Here is a 24,996-nt window from a genome sequence, read left to right on the forward strand (position 1 = left end):
CGCGGCGAGATTGTCGGTCTTCCCTGCTAGCGTTCAACCGCTTGATGTGATCTTCAAAGGCAGGGGAGCCTCGTGCGCCGGATCGCAGAGTTCGTGCTTCACCATCGTCGGCTGGTACTCGTTAGTTGGCTCGTTGTCGTGGTCGCGGGCATCGCGCTGACCGGACGGACCAACAGCCGCCTTGTCATTGACTTCTCGTTGCCTGGGCAACCGGGTACCGAGACCGCCAACCAGATCGACTCCGAGTTCCACTCGGGCGGTAAAACCGCGCCCTATGTGGTGACCATCACAATGCCGGCGAGCCAGGCCGTATCCGGGCAGGAAACCGCCATCGGGCAGGCCTTCGCCGCCGTGCAGCAGCAGGTGCCGCAGACCCGGGTGGTCGACGAGGCGAACACCGGTGACAAGGCATTCCGGACCAAGGATGATCGCACCGCCTATGCCCTGGTCTTCTACCGGTTCCTACACGACCCGACGGCGAAGCTTCCGACCGCCGACATCAAGGCGGCGTTGACGTCGGCGGCTCCCGCGGGGGCGACGGTCGGGGTGACCGGCGAGGACGCGCTCGCGGTCGGCGACTCGGGCGGTGGCGGCTTCGGCGTGTTCGCCGAGGTGCTCATCGGTGCCCTGGGCGCGCTGGCGGTGCTCGCCTTCGTCTTCGCCTCGTTCCTGGCGCTCCTGCCACTGGTCATCGCGGCGGCCGCGATCCTCACCACGTTCATCCTGCTGCTGCCGCTGACCTACCTCACCGACGTGTCGTTCATCGTGGAGTTCCTGGTCGCCCTGATCGGCCTCGGTGTCGCGATCGACTACTCGCTCATCCTCGTCACCCGCTGGCGCGAGGAACGTGACCGCGGCCGTGACAACCACGAGGCCGTCGTCGTCGCCATGGAGACCGCCGGCCACGCGGTGATGTTCAGCGGTATCACCGTGGCCATCGGCCTGCTTTCGCTCGTGGTGCTGCCGGTGCCGTTCATGCGCAGCATCGGTCTGGGCGGCGCGCTGATTCCGCTGGCCAGTGTGTTGACAACGCTGACGCTGACGCCGGCCATCCTCGGTGGCATCGGCCCCAGGGCCGACTGGCCCAAGATCCGGCACGAGAACCGGGCCGGGCGGTCCTGGACCAGGTGGGCCCAGGCCATGGTGCGGCGCCGGTTCATCGCGGCCGGAGTGGCCATGCTCGCGCTCGGCCTGCTCGTGGTCTCGTTCTTCGGCATCAAGATCGGCCTTGCCTCGTCCGATTCGCTGGCCAAGAACGGTGCGGCGAACACGACGTTCCAGGAGCTGAAGAACGGTGGCGTGACGACGGGTGTCCTGACCCCGATGGAGGTCCTCGTCGACACTCCACGGGCGGGCTCGGTCGCCACGGCCCTGGGCAAGGTGGCGGGCGTCGACCGCGCCGTGGTCGCGACCGGAACCGCGCAGACCGCGGCCGGGCACAGCATCGTGGTGGTGATCCCGAAGGCGGAGACGGTCAACTCGACGTCTGTGGGGCCGGTACGCCAGGTCAAGGCAGCGGTGGCCAGCCTGCCCGGTGTCGTCGGCGTCGCCGGGATCGGTGCCGACCAGATCGACTTCCTGAAAGCCGTCTACGGCAACTTCCCACTGATGCTGACGATCATCGCGCTGCTGACGTTCGTCCTGCTCGCGCGTGCCTTCAGATCGGTGCTGCTGCCCATCAAGGCGGTCGTTCTCAACCTGATCACCCTCGGCGCGACTCTCGGCTTCATGGTGCTGTTCTGGCAGGACGGCTACGGGTCCAACGCGGTCTTCGGGGTGCATGCCACCGGCGCGGTGACCTTCTGGATCCCGCTGATGGTGTTCGCCTTCCTGTTCGGGCTGTCGATGGACTACGAGGTGTTCATCCTGTCCCGCATCCGGGAGGAGTACGACCGGACGGGGAACACGGATGAGGCCGTCGTCGAAGGAATCGGCCGCACCGGGCGGCTCGTGACCAGCGCCGCGCTGATCCTGTTCCTGGCGTTCCTCGCCCTCGCCACCGGCCCGGGCACCGACCTCAAGACGTTCGCCTCGGCGCTCGGCTTCGGCATCCTTCTCGACGCGACGATCGTCCGGTCGGTTCTGGTGCCCGCGCTCGTCTCGCTGTTCGGCGGGTGGAACTGGTGGCTGCCGGACTGGGCGGCTCGCGTCCTGCGGGTCGCGCCGTCGCACCCGCCGGTCGCCACCGCCGACGTGGCCGTGCCCGAGCCGCGCGACGCCACCAGCCCGTCCCACGTCCCCGAGTAACCCGTCACCCCGCGCGGTCGGCGCCGGCCCACCCGCCGGCGCCGACCGCGCATCCTGGCTGCCCGACCGTTCGAACCTTCGCAAGGGGAGCCGTCACGCCGCCCGGGTATCGGTGCCGCGAAGGATGTAGAGGTCGTCTCCGAACACCGCGGTGATCTGGGGCTGGCCGCCGAGGGCATGCACGTAGCGGGCGATGGCGTCGACGGTGGAGACCTCGCCGCGTTCGACCTGGGAGACGCGGCTCTTGGCGATTCGCATGAGGCCAGCAACTTCCGCCTGCGTGAGGCCGAGGCTCTTACGGCGTTCGGCGAGGCGGTAGCCGTCGATGTAGGCCTGGTTGCGCTTCCGCGCCTCGGCCACGGCCTCCTCGCCGCCGGCGTCGCTGACGATGCCGGCGCGTACGTCACTCCACGCGGGGAACTCCGTCATTTCTGCCCCTCCTCGGCTTCCCGCTCCTTCACGTACTCGGCGAACAGCTGCTCCGCGCGCGGAATCGCTCGCTGATACCAGCCGGACCATTCGCCCGACTTGTCCCCACCGATCAGCAAAATCGCCGATCGTCAAGGGTCGAACGCGAAGACGATTCTGATCTCGCTCCGACAATGTCTAAAGCATCATCGCAGAGCGATGTGGGGCCCGGCATGAGGGAAGTCCGGACCCCGCCACGGCAGAGATGGGTCGGCCCCTGAGGCAAGGTTCTGGGACTGGATGAGTGGTTGCATGTCGAGAAGCTTGGATCGGCTTCGCTCACTGGGTGAGGGCCGTGAGAGGCGCGGCCGCGACGGCGGGAGATCATCATGCCGAAGTACCTGCTGCTCAAGCACTACCGCGGTGGCCCTGAGCCGCACCATCCCTTCGCCCCGATGGACCAGTGGGCGCCGGAGGACGTGGAGGCGCACATGGCCTTCCTGCACAACGTCGCGAAGGTCCTGGAGGACCGCGGTGAGTACGTCGACGCGCGGGCGCTGACGCCCACCCGCACCTGGGTGCGTTACGGCGGCCCGGAGGCGGCGCCGGTGACCACCGACGGCCCGCACCCCGAGACCAGCGACCTGGTCGCCGGCTGGTACATGATCGACGTGGAGTCCCGTGACCGCGCGCTGGAGGTCGCGGCCTACATCTCCTCCGAGCCCGGGCCCGGCGGCGAGCCGCTCTACGAGTGGATCGACGTCCGGGAGGTCATGTCATGACCCGGTCGGCCACCTGCGGCCGACCGGCGTGACCAGCCAGCCCACCGGCCGGGTGGACGAGGGCGCGCTCCGTGCCCTCGTCCCCCGGGTGCTCGCGGGGCTGGTCCGCCGCGGCGAGGACTTCGACGCCGCCGAGGACGCGCTGCAGGAGGCGCTCCTGGAGGCGCTGCGTGTCTGGCCCGGCCATCCGCCGCGCGATCCGGGTGCGTGGCTGGCCACGGTCGCGACCCGGCGACTGATCGACGCCCGTCGTAGCGAAGCCGCCCGGCGCGCCCGCGAGGACACGCTGCACGAACAGCCGGAGCCGGAGCCGGAGCCGGCGCCGACCACCGGCGAGACCGGAGACGACACTCTCTTCCTGTTTTTCTGCTGCTGCCATCCCGATCTGGCGCCGGCCGCCCAGGTGGCGCTCACCCTGCGCGCGGTCGGCGGCCTGAGCACCCGGGAGATCGCCGACGCCTTCTACATCCCGGAGGCGACGATGGCGCAGCGGATCAGCCGGGCCAAGCGCGCCCTGCGCGGGCGGCGCCTGGACGAGCCCGGCGACCTCGCGGTCGTGCTGCGCGTCCTGTATCTCGTCTACACGACCGGGCACGCGGGCCGGGTCGACCTGGCGGCCGAGGCGATCCGGCTCGCCCGCCAGCTCACCCTCGCGACCGAGGAGCCGGAGGCACGGGGGCTGCTCGCGTTGATGCTGCTCAACCACGCGCGGCTGCCGGCGCGGCTCGACGGGCAGGGCCGCATCGTCACCCTGGACCGGCAGGACAGGGGCCGCTGGGACACGCGCGAGATCGCCGAAGGAGTGCGCGTCCTGCAGTCGGCGCTGGCGGTGCGACGCCCCGGCCGCTACCAGATCGAGGCCGCCATCGCCGCCCTGCACGACGACGCGGCCAGCGCGCCGGAGACCGACTGGCCCCAGATCCTTGCCTGGTACGACGACCTGGTCGGCCTCACCGACGACCCGGTACGCCAGGACCCGGCCGCGGTGCTGGGCCGCGCTGTCGCGGTCGGCCACGTCCTCGGTGCCGCCGCCGGGCTGCGCGAGACCGACCGGCTGCGCGAGGTGCTCGGCGACCGCCACCGCTGGCACGCGGTCCGCGGCTACCTCCACGAGCTCGACGGTGATCTACCGGCCGCCGGCGCGGCGTACGCGCAGGCGGCCCGCCGGGCCACGGACGTCGCCGAGCGCGACCATCTCGTGCGTCAGGCCACCCGCGCCCGCTGGACCTGACCGGCAGCGGGCTCGGCCCTCAGCGGCGCGTCCGTTCCCGGTTCGAGACCGAGACCTCACCAGCGCCGTGCGGGTGATCGAGTGCCTGGTCTGGCGGGACGCCCGGGAGTCCGAGCAGGTCGAAGGCCGCCGGGTCGGCGAACGTCACCCTGGACGGTGTGGTCTCCGACCCCGACGGGCGTTGGGAGACGGGCCACGGCGGCTGGGCGTTCCGGCACGGCGCGGGGCCGGTCGACGGCGACAAGTTCCGTCTCGGCGCGCGGATGGATCAGGGTGTGCAGCTCTACGGCCGACGGACCTGGGAGCATTTCGCCCGGCTCTGGCCGGCCCGCGACGGGGACTTCGCCCAGCGGATGAACGCCGTGCCGAAGCGCGTCGCCACCCGGGCCGGCATCGACGCGAGTGCCTGGTCGAACTCGGCGGGCATCGACGGTGACCCGCTGGCCTGGGTCGCCGCCGAGCGGGCGCGACGCGACGTCGTCGTGGTCGGCAGCCTGAGCCTGGTCCACGCGCTGGCAGCGGCCGACCTGGTCGACGAGTACCGGCTGATCACCTTCCCAACCGTCATGGGGACAGGCGACCGGCTGCTCGCCACCGGCAACACCGCCGGCTACCGCTTCACGGTCGCCGAACCGGCCGACGCGGACGCGCTGACCGCGCTCACGGTCCTGCGCCGCGACCGGGAGGGGAAGGCCCGGTAGAGCGCCCGTCCACGCCGTCGGGTGTCGAGGTGTGACCGTGTGAACGGCACCCGATCGGTGGACCGGCCGGGGGGTGTAGAGATGGGGGATGGCCGGCCGGTTGATCGTCGCGACGATGCGCGGTTACCGGCTGGCGTGGCTGCGCCGCGACGTCGTGGCTGGGCTGACCCTCGTCGCGATCGCCGTGCCGGAGCAGATGGCGACCGCGGGCCTGGCCGGCGCGCCAGCGGTGGTGGGGCTCTACGCGTTCGTCGCCGGCTCGCTGGTGTTCGCCGTGCTCGGCCGCGAACCCCAGCTGTCGATCGGAGCCGACTCCACGATCGCTCCCGTCATGGCCACCGGCATCGGGGCCGTCGCCGCTGTCGGCACCCTTCGGTACGCCCACCTGTTGGCCATCCTCGCCCTGATGGTCGGTGGGCTGGTCGTCGCCGTGGGCCTGCTGCGGTTGGGGTGGATCTCCCAGTTCCTGTCCACACCGGTGGTCACGGGGGTGCTGGCGGGGATCGCGGCGCAGATCCTGGTCCATCAGCTTTCCGCGGTTCTCGGCGTGCCCGGGGGTGGGACGACGACGGTCGGCCGCCTGCGGGCCATCGCCGCCCAGAGCGGTCAGGTGAACGGGTGGGCAGCGGGAATCGCCCTCGGCGTGCTCGCGATCATTGTGGTCGCCGAGCGCGTCGACCGCCGTATACCCGGTGCGCTGATCGGCCTGGCCTGCTCGATTCTGGTCTTCTCGGTGTTCGGTCTCGCGTCGCACGGGGTGGCGGTCGTCGGCACGATTCACGCCGGCCTGCCGGCGTTCGGCCTCGCGTCGGCGTCGTGGGCCGATGTGCGCCACCTGGTCGGGCCCGCGTTGACCGTCGCGTTCATCTGCGTGGTCCAGACCGCGGCGACGGTTCGCGGGTCGGGCCCGGGCCCGCGGGCCGCCGACGACTTCAACCGGGATCTGGTGGCAGTGGGCGCCGGAAGCGTAGCGGCCGGCCTGAGCGGATCGTTCGCGGTCAACGCGAGCCCGCCGCGCACCGAGGTGGTCGTCGCGTCGGGTGGCCGGTCACAGGTGGCGTCGGTCGTCGCCGCCGGCCTCGTATTGGCTTTCCTGGCCGCGGCCACCGGAACTCTCCGGTATCTGCCGCAGGCCGCGCTGGGCGCGATTCTGGTTTTCATCGCCTCCCGGCTGTTGCGGGTGGGTGAGCTTCGATCGATCCTGCGGTTCGACGGCTTCGAGTTCGTCCTCGCCCTTGTCACGGTGCTCGCGGTGTTGCTGGTCGGGATCGAGCAGGGCGTCGTCGTGGCGATGTTCCTGTCCCTGGCCGATCGGACCTGGCGGGCCGCCCGTCCTCGTGACGCGGTGCTTGGCCGCGAGCCCGGCACGGACCACTGGATTCCCGCCGATGTCGGCCTGCCAGTCGAACAGGTACCCGGCGTGCTCGTGTATCTGCTCTACGCCCCGTTGTGGTACGGCAACGCCGAGTTCGTCGTGATACGCATCCGGGCGGTACTGGCAGCGACGAGCCCGCCCGTGCGTGCTTTTGTTCTCGACGCCAACGGTATTTCCGACATCGACTACACCGGGGCGCGGACCCTCGGCGAACTGGCGACCGAGCTACGGCAGCACGGCGTGACGATGGGGATAGCCCGGTCCTCCCATCTCGTTCACCACGACCTCCAGCACGCCGGGCTCGTCCACGCCATCGGGCCGCGGCACCTCTACTCGACCGTGGAGCAGGCCGTCGCCGCGCTGGCCGGACCGCCGTGACCTCAACGAAGTCTGGCGATCCCCGGGGTGCGACAAGCTGATCGGGCTGAGAGGATGCGCAAGGGCGCTTGGTGTGACCGGATGTGGGGGTTTGCGTGGCGACTAGTCCGGCGCCGGAGCCTGGATCGACACCGCCGTCGGAGACTGACGGTCCGGGGGTGCGCGACGCGGTGCGGCTCGCCGTGGTGGTCGGTGCGCTCGGTGTGGTGTTCGGGGACATCGGGACGAGCCCGATCTACACGCTGCAGACCGTCTTCAACCCGCACGACCCGCATCCCGTCCCCGTCAGCCAGGGCAATGTGTTCGGCGTCGTCTCCCTGGTGTTCTGGTCGGTAATGATCATCGTCACGGTCACCTATGTGCTGCTGGCGATGCGGGCCGACAACGACGGCGAGGGCGGCATCATGGCCCTGATCACCTTGCTGCGGCGGATGGGGAAGGGGCGGGGCGGCCGGACCGCCGCGCTGCTGGCCGGGCTGGGCATCTTCGGCGCGGCGCTGTTCTTCGGCGACAGCATGATCACCCCGGCGATCTCGGTGCTGTCGGCCGTCGAGGGCATCAAGATCGTGGAGCCGTCGTTGGAGGAGCTGGTGGTGCCGATCACCGCGATGATCATCGTGGTGCTCTTCCTCGTCCAGCGTTTCGGCGCGGCCGCGGTCGGCCGGATGTTCGGCCCTGTCATGATCGTCTGGTTCGTCACCGTCGGGGCGCTGGGAGTGGCCGGCATCGCCGGTCACCCGGCCATTCTCAAGGCGTTGTCGCCGACCTACGCGCTCGGGTTTCTGGTCAACCATTTCGGCACCGCGTTCTTCGCCCTGGCGGCGGTCGTGCTCGCGGTCACCGGGGCCGAGGCGCTGTACGCCGACATGGGTCACTTCGGCCGGCCGGCGATCAGCCGGGCCTGGCTGCTGCTGGTCTTTCCGGCCTGCGTGCTCAGCTATCTCGGCCAGGGCGCGCTGATTCTCGACGACGCCGACAACCGCAGCGGGCCGTTCTTCCTGCTCGCCCCCGGCTGGGCCCGGCTGCCACTGGTCCTGCTGGCCACAGCGGCGACCGTCATCGCGTCGCAGGCAGTGATCACCGGGGCCTATTCGGTCGCGTCCCAGGCCGCGGAGCTCGGCTACCTGCCCCGGCTGCGGATCGTCCACACGTCGGAGTCGACCTTCGGGCAGATCTACGTTCCCTGGATCAACTGGGTGCTGATGGTCTCGGTTCTCACGCTGGTCTTCGCGTTCCGCAGCTCGGCGGCTCTGGCGTTCGCCTTCGGGATGGCGGTCACCGGCACGATCACTATCACCACCCTGATGTTCTTCTACGTCGCCCGCTGGAAATGGCAGGTCCCGCGCTGGGTGCTCGGCCTGGGCGCGAGCGGGCTGCTGCTCGTCGACCTGCTGTTCGTCGCGGCGAACCTGACCAAGATCGTCCACGGCGCGTGGCTACCGCTGCTCATCGCCCTGACCGCGTTCACGGTCATGACGACGTGGCAGCGAGGCCGCCAGATCGTCACCGCGCAACGCCAACGGCACGAGGGATCTCTGCGCGAGTTCGTCGACCAGCTGCGCACCGGTGCCCTGCCCACGACGCGGGTGCCGGGGACGGCGGTCTTCCTCAACCGGGGCAAACAGACCGCGCCGCTCGCGTTGCGGGCCAACGTCGAGCACAACCACGTGCGGCACGACCTCGTCGTGATCCTGTCCATCGAGACGCTGCCGGTTCCGCGCGTACCGGCGGGCCGGCGAACGGCCGTGGACGACCTCGGCTACACCGACGACGGCATCACCCATGTGACCGCCTGGTTCGGCTACATGGAGACACCCGATGTCATCGGCATCCTGCGTGCCCTCGACCCGGAGGTCACCGAGGGACAGCTGGACCTGGCGCAGGCGTCCTTCTTCCTTTCCAAGATCCAGCTGACGAGCGGCGAGGCGCCGACCATGGCGCGCTGGCGCAAGCGGCTGTTCATCGCCACCTCCCACCTCACCGCCGACGCCGCCCAGCACTTCGGCCTCCCGCGCGACCACACCGTCATCATGGGTTCGCACATCGAGGTGTAGTCGTCAGCCAGCGGTGTTACCAGGCGAAGCGGTCACGGTCAGACGGGCGCCTCCGCGCTGTCGGGGGCGTCCGTCACGACGGTGTCGGGGCTGGCGTCGGCAGGCGTGCTGAGCCGGGCCAGCTCGGCGTCGACCATCGCCTGGTGTTCGGCGTCCCGGCGCCGGGCGGTGCTGGGGCGCCACGGCCCGGCCATCAGGATCTCGATCGGCCTCTTCTACGCCACCGCCCTGGTGCTGATCACGTACACGCTGCTGCCCCTACCGGGCCGGCGCGCGTTCGGCCTGGGCAACTACTGGCTGGCCGGTGCGCTCTTCGCAGCACACCTGGGGGTCAGCCGGCTCTTTCGCCGCCGCATGATCCGCGGTGCCACCGGCCGCTGACCGCGAACTGGCCCGCCAGTCGCCGTCCGCCCGCTCCCCGGCGGCCATCGGTCAGGCGGCGCAGCCGCCGGCCAGCGCGGTGACGGCGGCGGACTGCTCGGCGAGCAGGGCCTGCTTGCGGTCCTCGGGCAGGAAGGAATGCCGGACGCCCGCGGCGGCGAGCCCGGCCACGGCGGCCCGGCTCAGGCCCAGGTCGCGCAGGGCGTGCAGGTACTCGTCCCGCAGCGTGGTGCCGAACATCGGCGGGTCGTCGCTGTTGATGGTCACCGCGAGGCCCTCGGCGATCAGTGTCGGCAGCGGGTGGCTCGGGTAGTCGGCGACGACGCCGGTCCGCAGGTTCGACGTCGGCGAGACGTCCAGCGGGATGCGGTCGGCGCGCAGCCGCGCGACGAGCGCCCGGTCGTCCAGGCAGCGGATGCCGTGACCGATCCGGTCGGCGCCCAGCTCCTCAATGCTGTCCCAGATCGTCCGCGGGCCGGTGGTCTCGCCGGCGTGTGGGAGGCTGCGCAGCCCGGCGTCACGGGCGGCCCCGAACGCCCGGGCGAACTGCGGGCGCGGCACCCCGGCCTCGGCGCCTCCGACGCCGAGGCCGATCACGCTGTCACCGCCGTTCTCGACCGCGTACTGCACGGTCAGGTCGGCGACCGCCACGATGTCGACGTCGGGCAGCCCACCGGGAATGTCGCTGATCCAGCGGATCTCGACCCCGGTCGCCGCCTGGGCCTCCAGCCGGCCGCGGTTGATGCCGGCGAAGACCTCCTCGATCGGGATGCCGCGCCGAGTGTGGATGAACGGGGTGAAGTACATCTCCGCGTACCGGACGTTCTGCGCGGCCAGGCCCAGCGCCGTCTCGCGGGCCAGCAGCGCGAAGTCGTCCTCGTCCCGCAGCACCTGCACCGCCGTCCGGTACACCCGCAGGAAGTGGTCGAAGTCCTTGAACGCGTACCAGTCCGCCAGGGCCGTCTCGGTGGTCGGGATGTCCTCGACCTGGTGACGCCGCGCGAGCGCGAGCACGGTGCCGGGCAGCATGGAGCCTTCGAGATGGACGTGCAGCTCGACCTTCGGCAGCGCGTCGACGAACGCCTCGTCACCGACGATGCCGACCGTGGCCTCGGCCAGCGCCCCGATCGCCGCCGTCGCCGGGCCGGTCTCCGTCTCGGTCATCGGGCCAGGTACCTCCACTGCCGGGCGGCGCGCGGCCGCTCGTTGTCTGCCATCGGCAGGCCGGGCACGGCCCGGCATGTCGGACGATCCGCGTCCGGCCGGTGCGTCGTCAAAGAGGCTGACAACAACCGGTCAGACCGCCGGCGGCTCGGCCTCCTTGACCAGCGCCGGACTGCCGGCCGGCGCGACGTCGTCGGAACGCTGCGCGGGGGGCTCCTCGACGCGGGCGGCGCTGTCCGCCGGGGGCGGGTCGGCCGGTTCGTCGGGGCGCGGCGGAGCGGAGCCGCCCAGGTGCGCGGGCTGCCACCAGTCCGGCTCGCCGGGGGCGGGCGCCGGGTAACGGTGCTGCGCGTCGTCGAGCAGCTTGCCCATGACGTCGTACAGCAGCGCGGTGCCGGCGGCCGTGTCCGCCAGTTCCTCGGGCGGGACGGGGGCGCCGAGCGACATCAGGATCGGCGTGTGGCGGGCCTTGCGCAGGTTGCGGGGCTGGCCCTTGGTGAGCACCCGCTGGCTGCCCCAGAGGACCATCGGGATGACCGGGACGCCCGCCGCGGCGGCCATCCGCGCGGCGCCGGACTTGAACGGGGCCAGGCAGTAGTGCGGGTGGATCGTCGCCTCGGGGAAGACCCCGACCAGCTCGCCCGACCGTAGCGCCTCGACGGCGGTCCGCAGCGAGCCTGCGCCGGCGGACCGGTCGACCGAGATGTGGTGCATGCCGCGCATCAGCGGACCGGTGAGCTTGCTCTCGAAGGTCGACTTCTTCGCCATGAAGCGGACGTAGCGCCTCTGCGCCTGCCAGAACGGCACCCCGGCCAGCGCGAAGTCGAGGTAGGAGACGTGGTTGATCAGCACCACGGCGCCGCCGGTCGCGGGGACGTTCTCCTGCCCCCGAACGTCGATCTTCAGGTCCAGCCCGCGGAACAGGCCCAGCGCGACGCTGATCACCGGCCGGTAGACGTACTCCGCCACCTCTTCGTCCTCCCGTCCTGCCCCGAGCGTCCAGCGGCCGGCGGCTGGGTGGCTCGCCGGCGGGCCAACATTACCGCCACGGCCGGACACGTTCGGCCCACGGCGGCCGCTCGGGGGCCCCTGGGGAGCGGTGGCCGCCGCTGTTCCGTTGACAACCGGTATGAAGGGTGCGGTAAACGGACGCCTGATGGACAATCGTGCGATCTTGACTGCTTGCCCGGTTGACGGCGTCCTGTTCGTCACCGCGGCCATTGAGGCGGGCCCGCCAACGGCTCGCGTCTCCCGACAGCCAGCCCATGACCTAGGGGGTCCCCCTGTCCGACCTGCTGCACCGGGCGCTGGTCGTCCAGCCCGCGCCGACACGCTGGGTGCTCGTCGTCGCCGGCCTGCTCGCGCTGGGCACGGTGGTCAGCGACCGGGCCTGGCCGCAGGCTCGGCACGTCGTGACCATCGTGCACGAGGCGGGGCATGCCGTCGTCGCCCTGTGCGCCGGCCGCCGGCTGGCCGGGATCCGCCTGCACCACGACACCTCCGGGGTCACGGTCTCCTCCGGGCGCCCGACCGGTCCCGGCGTGGTGTTCACCGTCGCCGCCGGCTACCCGGCCCCGGCAGTGCTCGGCCTCGCCGCCGCTGGGCTGCTCTCGACCGGGCGGACCGCCCTGCTGCTCCAGCTGTTCGTGGTGCTGCTCGTCGGCGTGCTGGTCGTCATCCGCAACGGGTTCGGCCTGCTGTCGGTCGTCGTCAGCATGGTCGTCGTTCTCGCGGTGTCGATCCTGGCCCCGGCGACGCTGCGGGCCGGGTTCGCCGCCTACGTCACCTGGTTCCTGCTCATCGGCGGGGTGCGGCCGGTCTACGAGGTGTCCAGGACCCGCCGGCGCCGCCGCGACGGCCTTTCCGACCCCGACCAGCTCGCCCGGCTCACCGGCCTGCCCGGTGGCCTGTGGGTCACCATCTTCGGCACTGTGGCGCTTGCCTGCCTGGCAGGCGGCACCGCCCTGCTCACCGGCGTCTGGTAGCCGGCGGCTCGGCTCGCTCGGTGTGCCTCGCGGCGATCACGGACTCGGAACGTCGTAGGGCCGCTCTACTCTGAACGCATGTGTGGCCGGTACACCCAGACGCTGAACGCGGACGATCTCGCGACCGCGATGTCCGCCCAGGACGACACCGGCGGTGAGGTGCGCGAGCGCTACAACGTCGCCCCGACGACGACGCAGCCGATCGTGACGGCGCGGCGCCCGGCGGGCGACACGGCCGCGCCGGCCGGCGCGCCCGAAGCCGGCGGCCGGGTGCTGCGGCTGGCCCGCTGGGGGCTGGTGCCGTCCTGGGCGAAGGACGTCTCGATCGGGTCACGCATGATCAATGCCAGGTCGGAGACGCTGGCCGAGAAGCCCATGTTCCGCAAGGCGTTCGCGGCCCGGCGCTGCCTCGTTCCGGTCACCGGTTTCTACGAGTGGCACCGGCCCGGCGGCAAGAAGCCGGGCCAGCCGTACTTCATCCACCGTGGCGATCATCCCGGGGTCGGCCCCGCCGGCCCGCTGCTTGCCTTCGCCGGCCTCTACGAGGTCTGGCGCGGCGGGGAACAGCCCCTCGTCACCTACACGATCATTACGACCGGTCCGGCGGTGGGCCTGGAGCTCCTGCACGACCGGTCGCCGGTCGTCCTCCCGGCGTCGGTCTGGGACCGCTGGCTCGACCCGGACTACGCGGACACCGATGCCCTGGCGCCGCTGCTCGCCCCGGCCCCGGCCGGCGTCCTCGAGCTCTATCCGGTCGGGCCCGAGGTCGGCGACGTCCGCAACCAGGGTCCGACGCTCGTCGAGCGCTTCGAGCTGCCGGCGGGCGCCCCCGGCCCGCGCGCCGCGGCTCCGGCCGGGTCAGCCCCGGTCGCCGGCGAACCGGCCGCCGCCGACGACCCGTCGGCAGCGGCCGGCCAGGCCTGGGCGGGCGCCGCCGGGCCTCTGGACCTGACGCTGTTCGACGACGCCCGCTGACCGGGCCGCGCCGGCCCGGCCTCGGGGCCGCCGCTACTTGGCCGGCCTGGCGGGGATGGTGGTGAGGGTCGCGAAGCCGGCGTTGAAGGCGCCGACCTCGTCGGCCGGGGTCGCGGTCGAGGAGCAGTCCTGGCCGTTGGTGATCGCGGTGCCCATGTCGGTCACGGTCGGCTCGGTGGGCAGCTCGCGCTCCCCGCGGATCTTGGCCGCGCCGCAGTTCGGGATGTTCAGGTTGGTGACGGTGCTCAGCGGGGCGCCGCCGGTTCCCGTGAACGTCGCGCGGTGCGCCGTCACCCAGGCGGTGACGAGCCCGGCGCCCTGCGAGTAGTCGAAGGTCGGCCCGAGGCCCATGCTCGCCGCGAGCGCGGGAATCCCATGGGCGGCCGCGGCCCGGGCGGCGCCGACCGTACCGGACAGGTCGACGAACGGCCCGAGGTTCTGGCCCTGGTTGATGCCCGTGACGACGAGGTTCGGCTTGAGCCCTAGGACGCCCAGAGCCGCGTTGACGGCGTCGGCTGGGAAGCCGTCGACGGAGGTCGCGGCGACGCCGCTGGCCGTGGTCGCGTCGTGGTGCGCCGGCGTCGCCGGGGAGGTCTTGCCGCCTGTCCCGCTCTGGTTCGTGTCGGGGGCGACGACGTCGACGGTCACCGCGGGAAGGGCCCGCAGGGCGGTCACGACGGCGTCGATGCCGGCGGCTCCGACACCGTCGTCATTGCTGACCAGGATCGTGAGCGGCCGGGGTGCCGCCGAGGTGCCCGCCGCCGCCGTCGTCGTCGGCGCGGTCGCCGGGCCGCCGTCGGACGAGCCGCCGCAGGCCGTCACCCCGGTGACGAGCGCGGCCGTCGCGCCGACCGCCATGACGGCCAGCCTCGTCCGCGCTGCCCACGCGGGCTGCCGCACTGCACCCATCGTCGAACCTCCTGAAGCTGGGCGTCCGGCAGCGAGGCCGGCCGGACCATCGGTCGCATCCGGCCGGCGGGTGCCGCGCGCGGAGTGGTCGCCCTTTTTACCCGGCCCTGGCACCGGCGGGTAGCCCCCCGCGAAGGGTTCACCTCTTGCTCGCCAGCTATTAGGCCGCGGGCGGGGCGTTCAGCGGTGCAGGACGAATGACCAGGCAGCGCAGGTGACGAGCGACAGCGGGACGCCGAGGCCGACCAGCATGCTGGGCAGCGGCGTCGCCAGGTCGCGGCGGGAGGCCATCAGCGCGCCCGCGACCATCGGCGGCATCGTCGCCTCGAAGAGGGCCACCTGGATCGCGCGGTCGTCCAGTGACCCGAACAGGGCGTAGCCCCCGATGACCAGAGCCGGCGCGACGAGCAGCTTCACCGCGAGCCCGACGGTGAGCTCGCGTCGCCACCGCCCTACCGCTGCTACCTCCAGCTGGAGGCCGATCGCGAACAGTGCCAGGGGGCTGAGCGTGTTGCCGAGCTGGGTCAGCACCTCGGTCAGCCAGCCTGGGTAGCCGACCGGCCGCAGCGCGAGGCCGGTCAGCAGCGCGAGCAGCGGCGGAGCGGTGACGATCCGCCGGCCGATCTCCCGCGGCGTGGCCCGGCCGCTGTCCTCGGCGGTGGTCGCGACCAGCGTGGCGACCACCGTGCTGAGCAGTACGAACGACCCGAGCTGGTCGACCAGGACGGCGATCGGCACCTGGTCCGCGCCGAAGAACGCGGTGACCATCGGGATGCCGACGAAGGACGTGTTGGCGCAGGCGGTCGTCGCGACCAGCGCGGCGAGGGCCTCCCGCGACAGCTTCAGCGGCCGGGCGAGCGCGAGACAGAGCACGCAGGTGACGGCGAACAGCAGGTACGGGACGGCGACGACGGCGAGGATCGAGCCCGGGAAACTGGCCTCATGCATCACCCGCAGCGCGAGCGCCGGCAGCGCGACGTTGAGCACCCAGAAGCCGACGGCGTGCTGGGCCTCCGTCCCGATCTTTCCGCCTCGTCGGAAGGCGGCGCCGGCGGCGAGGCCTACCAGCAGCACGACGAGGGCCGACACCCGCCCGAATCTCCCAGCCGAAATCGGGGCTGACCGGGCAAGAGGGGCAATGTGGGTGGACTCACCCATCTGCGCGGCTCGCCCGCGGCGATCGGTGATCGGCGCGTGCCAGAGACGTCTCAGCCGCGCCGAGGTGTCCCCGGCGCGGCTGAGAGCTCGCGGTCCTGCTGGGTTGGTGGTCCTGCTGGGTTGGTGGCCTTCGCTGTCAGGCGGTCTTGATGGCGGAGACGTCGAGCTGGATCTTGATCTTGTCGCTGACCAGGACGCCGCCCTTGTCGAGCGCGACGTTCCAGGTCAGGCCGAAGTCCTTGCGGCTGATGGTGGTCTCGCCGCTGAAGCCGGACCGGTCGTTGCCCCACGGGTCCTTCTGGCTGCCCTCGAACTCCAGCTTCAGGTCCACGGCGCGGGTGACGTCCTTGATGGTGAGGTCGCCGGTCACGACGTACTCGTCGCCGTCCTGGACGACCTTCGTGCTGCTGAAGGTCAGCGTGGGGAACTTCTCGACGTCGAGGAAGTCCGAGCCGCGGACGTGGCCGTCGCGGTCGGCGACGCCGCTGTCGAAGCTGGCGGTCTGGATGGTCACGGTCGCGCTCGACTGGGACGGGTCGGAACCGTCGAGGACGAGGGTGCCCTCGAAGTCCTTGAAGGAGCCGCGGACCGTGGTTACCATCGCGTGCTTGGCCGAGAAGCCGAGGCGGGAGTGGGCCGCGTCGATCGTCCAGGTACCGGTGAGCGCGGACAGGTCGGTCGTGGCGGTGGCTTCGGACATCTGGAACCTCCTGGTGGACGAGGCCCACCGCCGCCGATGGCGGTGGGCGCGTGGACCGGGTCGCAAGTCCGCGCCCGATCGTTGCCTGAACAACCATATCGAGCGGGACCGGTATTCCGGATCTCCCGTGATGCGTGCCATGCCCCCTGCGCCAGCCGGGCCCGGGCCGCACTCCCGCTGCCTGCTGTGCCTGGATGGGTCATACCTGGTGGTCGTTCTCTTGTCCCTTTTGCCACCACGAGGTAGGACCCGTCCGCTCCAGTAGCGCGGCCTGGGCCAGCAGCCCGACGAGGGTGGGCCGCGTCCTGTAGCTGGCCCTAGCTGTCTGGGTTGCGTCCTACCTGGTCGTCGTGCTCAAAGCCCTTCTCTCACCATGAGGTAGGACTGGCCCGCTGCGGCAGTGCTGGTGGGCCTGCGGCCGGGCGGGACGGGCGACGGGCTGAAATGGCCGCGAACCCGTGCCTCGACGGTCATCGCCAGTGGGGGTGGGTCCCGCGCGGGGGTCCCGATCGATGGGCAGGCCTGTGCAGGACCAGGCGCTGTCCACGGGCCGTGGTCAGCGGCCCCCCGGCGCCGCGCGCGGCCCTACGGTCCGCCTCATGACCCGTCACGACCGCCTTGACCGCGCCGGGCGCGCCGCCCGGCGCGGCTGGGCCGACGTATCTCCGACGGAGACGCCGGACACCGGCCCGCTCGGCCTGGATCCGTTCGACGCGGCGCACGCTGCCCTCGTCGCGGGATCGCAGCCCATCCGGCGCCTGGCTCCCTCCGCCGACGACGCCCAGCCCTTGGGAGAGCCCGCCAGGTCCGACGGCGGCCCGGCCGCTCGGCTCCGCTCTGGACCCGGCGGCGATCTCGACTCGGGCGACGGCTCTCCGTGGCCCCGGGAGAACCGGGCCGGCAGTGACGCCGACGGCCTGAGTGACCTGTTCGATGACAACGACCTGTTCGTTGACTATGACGACCCACCGGACGAGCGCGCTGGGCCGGACGAGCCCCCGGCACCAGCTGACCACGACAGTCCGGGCGGCCGAGACCACGGCTGGCGGCCCGGGTCCGGCCCGCGCCGGGGCCCCGCCGGGCGGTTGCCGGCCGTCCTGCGCGGCGCGATCTGGGACCCGGCCACGCGCGGTGCGGTGCTGCTCGCCCTGACCGCCCTCGTCGCGGCGGCGGTCGCCGCCGGCTTCGCCTGGCACGCGAGGCCAGCCCGCATCGATGCTGTCGCGACCCCGAATCCGTCAGGCGAACCCAGCGGCGGCTTCACGACGGGCAGCTGGGTCGGCCCCGCGTCCGCGTGGACCACCAGCCCGCCGACCCCAAGCTCGGCCCCGAGTACGGCGACCGAGGTTGTCGTGGACGTGGCGGGTCGGGTACGCCAGCCGGGAGTGGTGAGCCTGCCCGCCGGATCCCGGGTCACCGACGCGATCGAGAAGGCCGGGGGAGTGCTCCCGGGCACCGACACCACCGACCTGGCTCTGGCCCGTCCACTCGTCGACGGCGAACAGATCCTCGTGGACGGCAAGCCAGGACCCGCGCCGGCCGGACCAGCAGGCGTCGCTGCCGCCGGTGGCGCGGGTGCGAGCGCCTCGGCTGGCCCGGTGCACCTGAACTCGGCGACGGTGGACCAGTTGGACACGCTGCCCGGCGTCGGTCCCGTCCTCGCCCAGCGGATCGTCCAGTGGCGGGACGCCAACGGCCCGTTTACCTCGCCGGACCAGTTGGGCGAGGTACCCGGGGTCGGTGACCGGCGCCTGCAGGAGCTCCTTCCCTTGATCACGCTGTGAGGCCGAGTGAAGAGGCCGGGCCGTCGCTGGATCTGCGGCTGGCGACCCCCACGGCGGCCCTGTGGGCGGGTGCGGCGCTGGCCGGCCGGTGGGTGCCACCGCCCGCCGGTCTGGCCGCGGTCGCGGGTGTGGGTGGGCTCGCCGTGCTGGCGGGCGTCGCGCTCTGGGCTCGGGACCACGCCCGAAACGGCGCAGGGGCGGACGTCGGGGGCCGGGTCCGCGGTTCTCGCGCCCCGCGCGAGCGACCGGGCCGCCGTCGCCGTGCGTCGATCGCCGTCGCCGTGACAGCAGCGGTCGCGGCGGGCGTCCTCATCGCGGGTGTGGGCGGCCAGGACCGCCGGACGGGCGTGCTCGCCGAGCTTGCCAGCCGATCGGCGACGATCAGCGCCGAGCTCGTCGTCACCGACGACCCACGCCCGAGCGCTCGAAGCGCGGCCGGCTCGGCTGGCGGCACTCGGACGATCCTGGTTCCGGCCAGGATCGTCCGCCTCGCTACCGGCCGAGCCGGGGGCGCGGCCCCGGCCCGCTTCTCGGCGCGGAGAGCGACTGCTGCCGAAGTTGGACTGGACAGCGGCCAGGCCAGCGTCGGCCTTCCCGGCATGCGGACGGTCTCGGCCGGCGCGGCCCCGACCGGCGACGTAGCCGCGCGGCTGGACGTGCCGGTGCTTGTGCTGGCGGTCGTCGGCGGCGACGACCGGTGGTCCGGGCTACTGCCCAGCACCCGCGTCGCGGTGACCGGACGGCTGGGGTCGCCACAGCCGGGCGACCAGATCGGCGCCGTGCTGTTGGTTCGTGGCCGGCCCAGGCAAGTCCGGGGGCCGGTCTGGTACCAGCGGTTGGCCGGTCGCCTGCGGGCCGACCTGCGATCCGCGGCGAGCGGCCTGCCCCAGCCGGCCCGCGGTCTGTTCCCTGGACTGGTCGACGGCGATGTGAGCGGCCTCGACCCCGCGCTGCGGGACGACTTCCGCGCCGCCGGGCTGACCCACCTGACCGCGGTGAGCGGCGGCAACGTCATGATCACGATTGGGGCGGTGCTGGCGGCGCTGCGCCGCACGAGGACCGGGGTCCGGTCGCGAGCGCTGTGGGCGGCCGGCACGATCGTCGGGTTCGTCGTCGTCGCGCGGCCGTCGGCCAGCGTGCTGAGGGCGGCCGCGATGGGCCTGCTCGGTGTGGTGGCGACCGGCACCGGCCGCGGCTCCTCGGTGCTGCCCGCGCTGGCCGGCTCGGTCGCGGTGCTTCTCCTCGCCCGTCCTGAGCTGGCGCTGTCCGCCGGGTTCGCGCTGTCGGTGCTGGCCACGGCCGGGATCGTGGTTCTCGCGCCGGCCTGGCGGGACCGGCTGGCCCGGCGGCTGCCTGGTCGGCTCGGCCGGCTGGCCGAGGGCGTCGCGGTCGCCGCCGCCGCGCAGGTGGCCTGCACGCCGGTGATTGCCTGGATCGGCGGTGGGGTGAGCCTGGTCGCGATACCGGCCAACGTGGCCGCCGAGGTGGCGGTCGCGCCGGTTACGGTCCTCGGGCTTGCCGCGTTGGCCGCCGGGCCGGTCAGTGGGCGGCTCGCCCGGTGGGTCGCCTGGCTGGCCGGCTGGCCGTGCCGGTGGCTGGTCCTGGTCGCCCACACGGCGGCGCACCTGCCCGGCGCGACGATGGGCTGGCCGGGCGGCCCGGTCGGCGCGCTCGCGGCCGCCGCCGCGCTGCCGGCCGGCTACGGCCTGCTGCGCCGGCGGTGGGGGCGACTGGCCTGCGTGGCGCTGCTTTCAGGCCTGCTCACCGCTCGGGCTCTGGCCTCCCAGGCGCCGGCGCCGGCGTCGCCGGTCGCCGGGTTCTACCATCCGGCAAAGCGCCTCCAGCCCACGTCTGGACGGGGCGCGCCAGGCCTTCCGAACGGCGACCGGCCAACCATCCAGATCTCCTGGGGTGTGGGTGGGCGTGCTGCCCAGGCGACCTGGGCCGCCACGCAGGAGTACGCGCGTCAGCCACTCGCTCCCGGCCAGGCCGCACGTCCACCTCCCGCCGGGGCGAGATCGTGACCGCGGCGCGGGAACGGTCGACGCGCGCGGGCAGTGATCGTGGCCGGCCGGGCAGATATGCCATGCTCGGTCTCGTGCCGCCATCCATCCCGCCGTTGCTCGTCATCCAGGGGGATGAGGAGCTGTTGGTCGCCCGCGCCGTGCGGGACGCCCTCGACGCTGCCCGCGCCGTCGATCCGGAGCTGGAGGTCGTCGACCGGGCCGCCGGCGAGTTCACGGACTCCGACGTCGTCGACCTCGGCGCATCATCGCTGTTCGGCGGGCTGCGCGCCGTCGTGATCCGCGCGGCCCAGGAGCTCACCGACGAGCTGCGGGACGCGCTGATCGCCTACATCGCCCATCCGATGGATGACGTGGTGCTCGTCGTCGTCCATAACGGCGCGGTCCGCAATCGCAAGATCGTCGATGCGATGAAGGCCGCCGGCGCCCGGTCCGTCACCGTTGCGAAGATCACCCGGCCGCGCGAACGGTACGACTTCGTCGTCGCGGAGGTGCGCCGGGCGGGGGGGAGGATCGCGGACTCCGCGGTGGCGGCGCTGCTGGACGCGGTCGGCAGCGACCTGCGCGAGCTCGCCTCCGTCTGTGAGCAGCTGGTCGCCGACACCGGCGGTCCGCTCGACGAGGCCGCCGTGCACCGCTTCCACCGCGGCCGCGCCGAGGCCAGTGGCTTCGCCGTCGCCGACGCGGCGATCGGCGGCGACCTCGCGGCCGCGCTCACCCTGCTGCGCCAGGCGTTGGAGTCGGGCACCGCCGCCGTGCTCATCAGCAGTGCGATCACCGGTGGGCTGCGTGATCTCGCCAGGGTCGCGGGCGCTGGGGGTGGCTCGAAGTTCGACCTGGCACGCGCGCTCGGCATGCCGGACTGGAAGGTCGAGAAGGCCCAGCGCTCCGCTCGTTCCTGGTCCGACGACGGCCTCGCTCGCGCGCTGCGCGCCGCGGCGACCGCCGACGCCGGCGTCAAGGGCGGTGCCGCGGATCCCGCCTACGCCCTGGAGACCCTGATCCACACCGTTGTCGAGTCCCGCGGCCGTTCCGGACGCGCCGCGACCGGCGTCGGTGCCCGATGACTGGCCGCCATGAGGCCGGCGGGCCCAGACCCGAAGGCGCGCCGAGCCCTGGTCGCCCGCCCAGGCCCGGCCATGCCCCCAGGCCCGGTGACCTACCAGGCGAGGATCTGGAGCTGGAGGAGGAGCGGGCTGGCTTCGGCTTCCGCATCCTGCCCGCGGGCTGGATGCGCGGTCTGCTGTTCACCGCCACGGCGGTGCTGACGGTCGTCCTCGCCTTGTCCGACCTCACCAGCGCCTGGGTCCTGCTGGCACTCCCCGCCAGCGTCGCCCTGGCCGTCGCGTACCTGGAGACCCTCGACCGCATCACCCGCCCCAGCACGCCGTACGAGTAGCGAGCTGTCCCGCCCACGGCGAGGCCCGTGCGGTGGTGCGCCTCCCCGGCTCCCTTGACGTGCCCGTGCCTGATGGCGCCCGCGAGCGGAACCTGGTCTGTGCGGATCTGGACCAGCCGGACGTCTGGTTCGACCGGGCGGTGGAGCGACCACGATCGACAACGTCCTCGGCGCGTGGTCCCGCCGAGACGGACATACCCTGCGGCCGTTCGACCGCGGGGCCCGCGTCACGGCGGCGGAGACGGGCTAACCGGGGCGGTTGCTCTTGGAGGCGTCGTTGGAGAGGGCGGCGATGAAGGCCTCCTGCGGGACCTCGACCCGTCCGATGGTCTTCATCCGCTTCTTGCCCTCCTTCTGCTTCTCCAGCAGCTTGCGCTTACGGGTGATGTCGCCGCCGTAGCACTTGGCGAGGACGTCCTTGCGGATCGCCCGGATGTTCTCCCGGGCGATGATCCGGCTGCCGATGGCGGCCTGGATCGGCACCTCGAACTGCTGGCGGGGGATCAGCTCACGCAGCTTGCCCGTCATCGAGACGCCATAGGCGTAGGCCTTGTCCTTGTGCACGATCGCGGAGAAGGCGTCGACCGCCTCGCCCTGCAGCAGGATGTCGACCTTCACCAGGTCCGACAGCGACTCGCCGGCCGGTTCGTAGTCGAGGCTCGCGTAGCCGCGGGTGCGTGACTTCAGCGCGTCGAAGAAGTCGAAGATGATCTCGCCCAGTGGCATCGTGTACTTCAGCTCGACCCGGTCGGCGGACAGGTAGTCCATCCCCTTGAGCACGCCCCGGCGCGACTGGCACAGCTCCATGACGGCGCCGACGAAGTCGGTCGGCAACAGCACCATCGCGTCGACAACCGGCTCGTAGACCTCGGAGATCTTGCCGCCAGGCCAGTCGCTCGGGTTGGTGACGGTGTGCTCGGAGGTGTCCTCCATGACGACCCGGTAGACGACGTTCGGGGCCGTGGAGATCAGCGTCAGGCCGAACTCGCGCTCCAGGCGCTCGCGGACGATCTCCAGGTGCAGCAGCCCGAGGAAGCCACAGCGGAAGCCGAACCCGAGCGCGGCCGAGGTCTCCGGCTCGTAGGTGAGCGCCGCGTCGTTGAGCTGCAGCTTGTCCAGCGCCTCGCGCAGCGCCGGGTACTCGGAGCCGTCCATCGGGTAGAGGCCGGAGTACACCATCGGCAGCGGGTCGCGGTAGCCGCCGAGCGCCTCGGTCGCGGGGCGACGGGCCGAGGTCATCGTGTCGCCGACCCTGGCCTGGCGGACGTCCTTGACTCCAGGGATGACGTAGCCGACCTCGCCGGCCGACAGCGAGGGCCGCGGCACCGGATCGGGCGAGATGACGCCGACCTCGAGGGTCTCGTGGCTGGCGCCGGTGGACATCATCAGGCAGCGGTCGCGGGTGCTCAGCGAGCCGTCGACGACCCGGACGTAGGTGATCACGCCCCGGTAGATGTCGTAGACGCTGTCGAAGATCATCGCCCGGGCGGGGGCGTTCGGGTCGCCTGCGGGCGGCGGAATCCGGCGGCAGACCTCGTTGAGCAGCTCGGGCACGCCGACCCCGGTCTTGCCGGAGACCCGGAGCACGTCCGTGGGCTCGCAGCCGATGATCTGCGCGATCTCCTCGGCGTATTTCTCCGGCTGCGCGGCCGGCAGGTCGATCTTGTTCAGCACCGGGATGATCGTCAGGTCGTTCTCGATCGCGAGGTACAGGTTCGCCAGCGTCTGCGCCTCAATGCCCTGCGCGGCGTCGACCAGCAGGATCGCGCCCTCACAGGCGGCCAGCGAACGGCTCACCTCGTAGGTGAAGTCGACGTGCCCGGGGGTGTCGATCAGATGCAGGACGTAGTCCCGGCCGTCGTCGGCATTCCAGGGCAGCCGGACGTTCTGTGCCTTGATCGTGATCCCGCGCTCGCGCTCGATGTCCATCCGGTCGAGGTACTGCGCGCGCATGTTGCGCGCCTCGACCACGCCCGTCACGCCGAGCATGCGGTCGGCGAGCGTCGACTTGCCATGGTCGATGTGCGCGATGATGCAGAAGTTGCGGATCAACGCCTGGTCGGCACCGGGCGCCTCGACGGCTGGGGACACGCGGGGGAGTCTCGTTTCTCGATGGTGGCATGCGCGGGGCGGGGGTCCGCGGATGCGAACCTGCCCTCCATCGTGCCAGCATTCCCGGCGAGCCAGGTCCGCGCGGCGCGCGGGGGCGCGCTCGCGCCGGGTCGGCTAGGATCACCGGGTCCGTCGGCGCCAGCCGCGGACCGCTGTTCGTTCTAGGTACTGTAGGGTTAGCCGCGCCGCATCGGGTCCCCGCGTGACGACCCGCGGTTGACGGTCCGCGAATGACGAGCCTGGGAGGCTCGGCGCCCGCGGGCCTGGCACCCCAGGGTGTGGCACCCAGACCGAAGTCCTAGTCCCCAACTCGACGACGAGGTTTCCCCGCGTGGCCAACATCAAGTCGCAGATCAAGCGCAACCGCACCAACGAGCGCGCCCGGCTGCGCAACAAGGCCGTGAAGTCCGAGCTGAAGACCCTCGTGCGCCGTTTCCGCGAGGCCGCCACCGCCGGTGACGTCGAGACCGCCACCGCGTCGCTGCAGGCTGCCTCGAAGAAGCTCGACAAGGCCGTCAGCAAGGGTGTCATCCACGCCAACCAGGCCGCCAACAAGAAGTCGGCCATGGCTAAGCAGCACGCTGACCTGACCGCCTAGCAGGCGGCTGCCGCGTTCGGCCGCCCCTGCGGCGGTCGCGCGGGAGCCACCTGGCGGGGGTGGCCACGCAGGTGGCGCCCCCGTCGCCGGGGTAGTGCCGGCGCTCGCTGCCAGAAAGCGCGAAAGCCGGAACGTTCCGTGACGTTCCGGCTTTTCGTATGCCTGCGGCGGGTGGGCTTGTCCGGCCGGCTCAGCCCTGCGTGCTCGTGGCGGGGCCCGGGAGCGGCGGGTGGACGACGGGAATGGGCTGGGTGGCCGGCTCCTCGCGCTCGCTCCACGGGTAGCGAACGGTGCCGGAGCGGTACTCGGTCGTGCGCGGCGGCAGCAGCGCGAGCCCCTCCTTGAGGAGGGCCGCCTGAATGAGGAAATCGTCTGCTGTAAGCAGATCCGCGACGTCGTCGTCCATATGTCCAATCTTTTCGTACTGACGGCGACATAGCCACCACGACACGCCAGCCGCCGGGCCGCCGGCCCGCGAATCCAACCGGTCCGGGTCGCGGGCGGCGGCCGGCCGCTGGTCGAGCGGGCCGGCGAGTGCTCGGCGCGGTGGCCGGGCAAGCCGAACCTGCACGCCCGGCCGGCGTGGCAGGTGGTCCGGGCGTCGTCCGCGGTCGGGGTGGCGAGTTCCGCC

At 72.2% G+C, this 24,996-nt stretch carries 23 protein-coding genes; 14 read left to right on the forward strand and 9 right to left on the reverse strand.

Going from position 1 to position 24,996, the window contains the following annotated elements:
- The first annotated feature begins 72 nt into the window (after positions 1-72).
- The gene (locus FRADC12_RS23000; RefSeq protein ID WP_045878188.1) at positions 73-2,247 is read left to right on the forward strand and encodes an MMPL family transporter; all 2,175 of its coding nucleotides are present in this window, start codon (positions 73-75) and stop codon (positions 2,245-2,247) included.
- Positions 2,248-2,340: 93 nt separating this feature from the next.
- Here FRADC12_RS23000 and FRADC12_RS23005 read toward each other — a convergent pair whose 3' ends face one another.
- The gene (locus FRADC12_RS23005) at positions 2,341-2,676 is read right to left on the reverse strand and encodes a helix-turn-helix domain-containing protein (protein ID WP_045878189.1); all 336 of its coding nucleotides are present in this window, start codon (positions 2,674-2,676) and stop codon (positions 2,341-2,343) included.
- Positions 2,673-2,795: a hypothetical protein gene (locus FRADC12_RS33920; protein ID WP_255355222.1), complete on the reverse strand. Its 123-nt coding sequence runs from the start codon at positions 2,793-2,795 to the stop codon at positions 2,673-2,675. Before FRADC12_RS33920 ends, FRADC12_RS23005 begins: the two co-directional genes overlap by 4 nt.
- A gap of 249 nt (positions 2,796-3,044) precedes the next feature.
- On the opposite strand from FRADC12_RS33920, the gene FRADC12_RS23010 reads away from it, so the two are divergent.
- The 6 genes from FRADC12_RS23010 to FRADC12_RS23035 all read left to right on the forward strand — a co-directional run bounded on the left by FRADC12_RS23010 (position 3,045) and on the right by FRADC12_RS23035 (position 9,557).
- Positions 3,045-3,437 (forward strand): YciI family protein, encoded by a 393-nt coding sequence (locus FRADC12_RS23010; RefSeq protein ID WP_045878190.1) that lies wholly within the window; start codon positions 3,045-3,047, stop codon positions 3,435-3,437.
- A gap of 28 nt (positions 3,438-3,465) precedes the next feature.
- Positions 3,466-4,668: an RNA polymerase sigma factor gene (locus FRADC12_RS23015; protein WP_045878191.1), complete on the forward strand. Its 1,203-nt coding sequence runs from the start codon at positions 3,466-3,468 to the stop codon at positions 4,666-4,668.
- Positions 4,669-4,817: 149 nt separating this feature from the next.
- Positions 4,818-5,369 (forward strand): dihydrofolate reductase family protein, encoded by a 552-nt coding sequence (locus FRADC12_RS23020; protein ID WP_045878192.1) that lies wholly within the window; start codon positions 4,818-4,820, stop codon positions 5,367-5,369.
- An 88-nt stretch (positions 5,370-5,457) separates the two neighbouring features.
- Complete coding sequence (locus FRADC12_RS23025) at positions 5,458-7,122, forward strand: SulP family inorganic anion transporter (RefSeq protein WP_045878193.1); 1,665 nt, start codon at positions 5,458-5,460, stop codon at positions 7,120-7,122.
- 158 nt (positions 7,123-7,280) lie between these two features.
- Positions 7,281-9,176 carry a potassium transporter Kup gene (locus tag FRADC12_RS23030; protein ID WP_232303985.1) on the forward strand — a complete coding sequence of 632 codons (1,896 nt, stop codon included), beginning with the start codon at positions 7,281-7,283 and terminating at the stop codon, positions 9,174-9,176.
- Positions 9,177-9,257: 81 nt separating this feature from the next.
- Positions 9,258-9,557, forward strand: coding sequence for a hypothetical protein (locus tag FRADC12_RS23035; protein WP_232303986.1), 300 nt, complete (start codon positions 9,258-9,260; stop codon positions 9,555-9,557).
- 51 nt (positions 9,558-9,608) lie between these two features.
- Here the strand turns inward: FRADC12_RS23035 and add are convergent, their stop codons facing one another.
- Together add and FRADC12_RS23045 are read right to left on the reverse strand one after the other, a co-directional pair.
- Positions 9,609-10,721: an adenosine deaminase gene (gene add / locus FRADC12_RS23040; RefSeq protein ID WP_198153014.1), complete on the reverse strand. Its 1,113-nt coding sequence runs from the start codon at positions 10,719-10,721 to the stop codon at positions 9,609-9,611.
- A 132-nt stretch (positions 10,722-10,853) separates the two neighbouring features.
- A complete protein-coding gene (locus tag FRADC12_RS23045; protein WP_045878196.1) occupies positions 10,854-11,690 on the reverse strand; it encodes a lysophospholipid acyltransferase family protein in 837 nt (278 codons plus the stop codon).
- 368 nt (positions 11,691-12,058) lie between these two features.
- Here FRADC12_RS23045 and FRADC12_RS23050 point away from each other — a divergent pair, with 368 nt between their 5' ends.
- Together FRADC12_RS23050 and FRADC12_RS23055 are read left to right on the forward strand one after the other, a co-directional pair.
- On the forward strand, positions 12,059-12,706 hold the full coding sequence (locus FRADC12_RS23050; RefSeq protein ID WP_052711104.1) for a M50 family metallopeptidase: 648 nt from the start codon (positions 12,059-12,061) through the stop codon (positions 12,704-12,706).
- Positions 12,707-12,784: 78 nt separating this feature from the next.
- Positions 12,785-13,681, forward strand: coding sequence for an SOS response-associated peptidase (locus tag FRADC12_RS23055; RefSeq protein WP_045878198.1), 897 nt, complete (start codon positions 12,785-12,787; stop codon positions 13,679-13,681).
- Between the two features lie 33 nt (positions 13,682-13,714).
- Here FRADC12_RS23055 and FRADC12_RS23060 read toward each other — a convergent pair whose 3' ends face one another.
- The 3 genes from FRADC12_RS23060 to FRADC12_RS23070 all read right to left on the reverse strand — a co-directional run bounded on the left by FRADC12_RS23060 (position 13,715) and on the right by FRADC12_RS23070 (position 16,448).
- Positions 13,715-14,590 (reverse strand): 5'/3'-nucleotidase SurE, encoded by an 876-nt coding sequence (locus FRADC12_RS23060; protein ID WP_052711105.1) that lies wholly within the window; start codon positions 14,588-14,590, stop codon positions 13,715-13,717.
- 180 nt (positions 14,591-14,770) lie between these two features.
- On the reverse strand, positions 14,771-15,679 hold the full coding sequence (locus tag FRADC12_RS23065; protein ID WP_045878199.1) for an AEC family transporter: 909 nt from the start codon (positions 15,677-15,679) through the stop codon (positions 14,771-14,773).
- Positions 15,680-15,884: 205 nt separating this feature from the next.
- Positions 15,885-16,448, reverse strand: coding sequence for a YceI family protein (locus tag FRADC12_RS23070; protein ID WP_045878200.1), 564 nt, complete (start codon positions 16,446-16,448; stop codon positions 15,885-15,887).
- Between the two features lie 599 nt (positions 16,449-17,047).
- On the opposite strand from FRADC12_RS23070, the gene FRADC12_RS23075 reads away from it, so the two are divergent.
- The 4 genes from FRADC12_RS23075 (at position 17,048) to FRADC12_RS23090 (ending at position 21,655) form a co-directional block, all read left to right on the forward strand.
- Entirely contained in the window at positions 17,048-18,232 is a 1,185-nt protein-coding gene (locus FRADC12_RS23075) for a ComEA family DNA-binding protein (RefSeq protein ID WP_084011407.1), read from the forward strand.
- Positions 18,229-20,256: a ComEC/Rec2 family competence protein gene (locus FRADC12_RS23080; protein ID WP_052711107.1), complete on the forward strand. Its 2,028-nt coding sequence runs from the start codon at positions 18,229-18,231 to the stop codon at positions 20,254-20,256. The genes FRADC12_RS23075 and FRADC12_RS23080 overlap by 4 nt, the downstream gene beginning before the upstream one ends.
- Before the next feature lie 62 nt (positions 20,257-20,318).
- On the forward strand, positions 20,319-21,323 hold the full coding sequence (holA, locus tag FRADC12_RS23085) for a DNA polymerase III subunit delta (RefSeq protein ID WP_045878201.1): 1,005 nt from the start codon (positions 20,319-20,321) through the stop codon (positions 21,321-21,323).
- Positions 21,320-21,655 (forward strand): hypothetical protein, encoded by a 336-nt coding sequence (locus FRADC12_RS23090; RefSeq protein ID WP_045878202.1) that lies wholly within the window; start codon positions 21,320-21,322, stop codon positions 21,653-21,655. Before holA ends, FRADC12_RS23090 begins: the two co-directional genes overlap by 4 nt.
- 246 nt (positions 21,656-21,901) lie before the next feature.
- Here FRADC12_RS23090 and lepA read toward each other — a convergent pair whose 3' ends face one another.
- Positions 21,902-23,746, reverse strand: coding sequence for a translation elongation factor 4 (gene lepA, locus FRADC12_RS23095; protein WP_045878203.1), 1,845 nt, complete (start codon positions 23,744-23,746; stop codon positions 21,902-21,904).
- 352 nt (positions 23,747-24,098) lie between these two features.
- On the opposite strand from lepA, the gene rpsT reads away from it, so the two are divergent.
- Entirely contained in the window at positions 24,099-24,365 is a 267-nt protein-coding gene (gene rpsT, locus FRADC12_RS23100; protein WP_045878204.1) for a 30S ribosomal protein S20, read from the forward strand.
- A 190-nt stretch (positions 24,366-24,555) separates the two neighbouring features.
- Here rpsT and FRADC12_RS23105 read toward each other — a convergent pair whose 3' ends face one another.
- On the reverse strand, positions 24,556-24,771 hold the full coding sequence (locus FRADC12_RS23105) for a hypothetical protein (protein WP_045878205.1): 216 nt from the start codon (positions 24,769-24,771) through the stop codon (positions 24,556-24,558).
- Positions 24,772-24,996: the final 225 nt, after the last annotated feature.

Source organism: Pseudofrankia sp. DC12 (assembly GCF_000966285.1).
Taxonomy (GTDB): Bacteria; Actinomycetota; Actinomycetes; order Frankiales; family Frankiaceae; genus Pseudofrankia.

Bases quoted from the DNA above. Each gene is read 5' to 3' on its own strand.
- FRADC12_RS23005 (WP_045878189.1), bottom strand. From the start codon at position 2,676: ATGACGGAGTTCCCCGCGTGGAGTGACGTACGCGCCGGCATCGTCAGC.
- FRADC12_RS23010 (WP_045878190.1), top strand. From the start codon at position 3,045: ATGCCGAAGTACCTGCTGCTCAAGCACTACCGCGGTGGCCCTGAGCCG.
- FRADC12_RS23025 (WP_045878193.1), top strand. From the start codon at position 5,458: ATGGCCGGCCGGTTGATCGTCGCGACGATGCGCGGTTACCGGCTGGCG.
- add (WP_198153014.1), bottom strand. From the start codon at position 10,721: ATGACCGAGACGGAGACCGGCCCGGCGACGGCGGCGATCGGGGCGCTG.
- FRADC12_RS23055 (WP_045878198.1), top strand. From the start codon at position 12,785: ATGTGTGGCCGGTACACCCAGACGCTGAACGCGGACGATCTCGCGACC.
- FRADC12_RS23060 (WP_052711105.1), bottom strand. From the start codon at position 14,590: ATGGGTGCAGTGCGGCAGCCCGCGTGGGCAGCGCGGACGAGGCTGGCC.
- FRADC12_RS23070 (WP_045878200.1), bottom strand. From the start codon at position 16,448: ATGTCCGAAGCCACCGCCACGACCGACCTGTCCGCGCTCACCGGTACC.
- FRADC12_RS23075 (WP_084011407.1), top strand. From the start codon at position 17,048: ATGACCCGTCACGACCGCCTTGACCGCGCCGGGCGCGCCGCCCGGCGC.
- holA (WP_045878201.1), top strand. From the start codon at position 20,319: ATGCTCGGTCTCGTGCCGCCATCCATCCCGCCGTTGCTCGTCATCCAG.
- FRADC12_RS23090 (WP_045878202.1), top strand. From the start codon at position 21,320: ATGACTGGCCGCCATGAGGCCGGCGGGCCCAGACCCGAAGGCGCGCCG.
- FRADC12_RS23105 (WP_045878205.1), bottom strand. From the start codon at position 24,771: ATGGACGACGACGTCGCGGATCTGCTTACAGCAGACGATTTCCTCATT.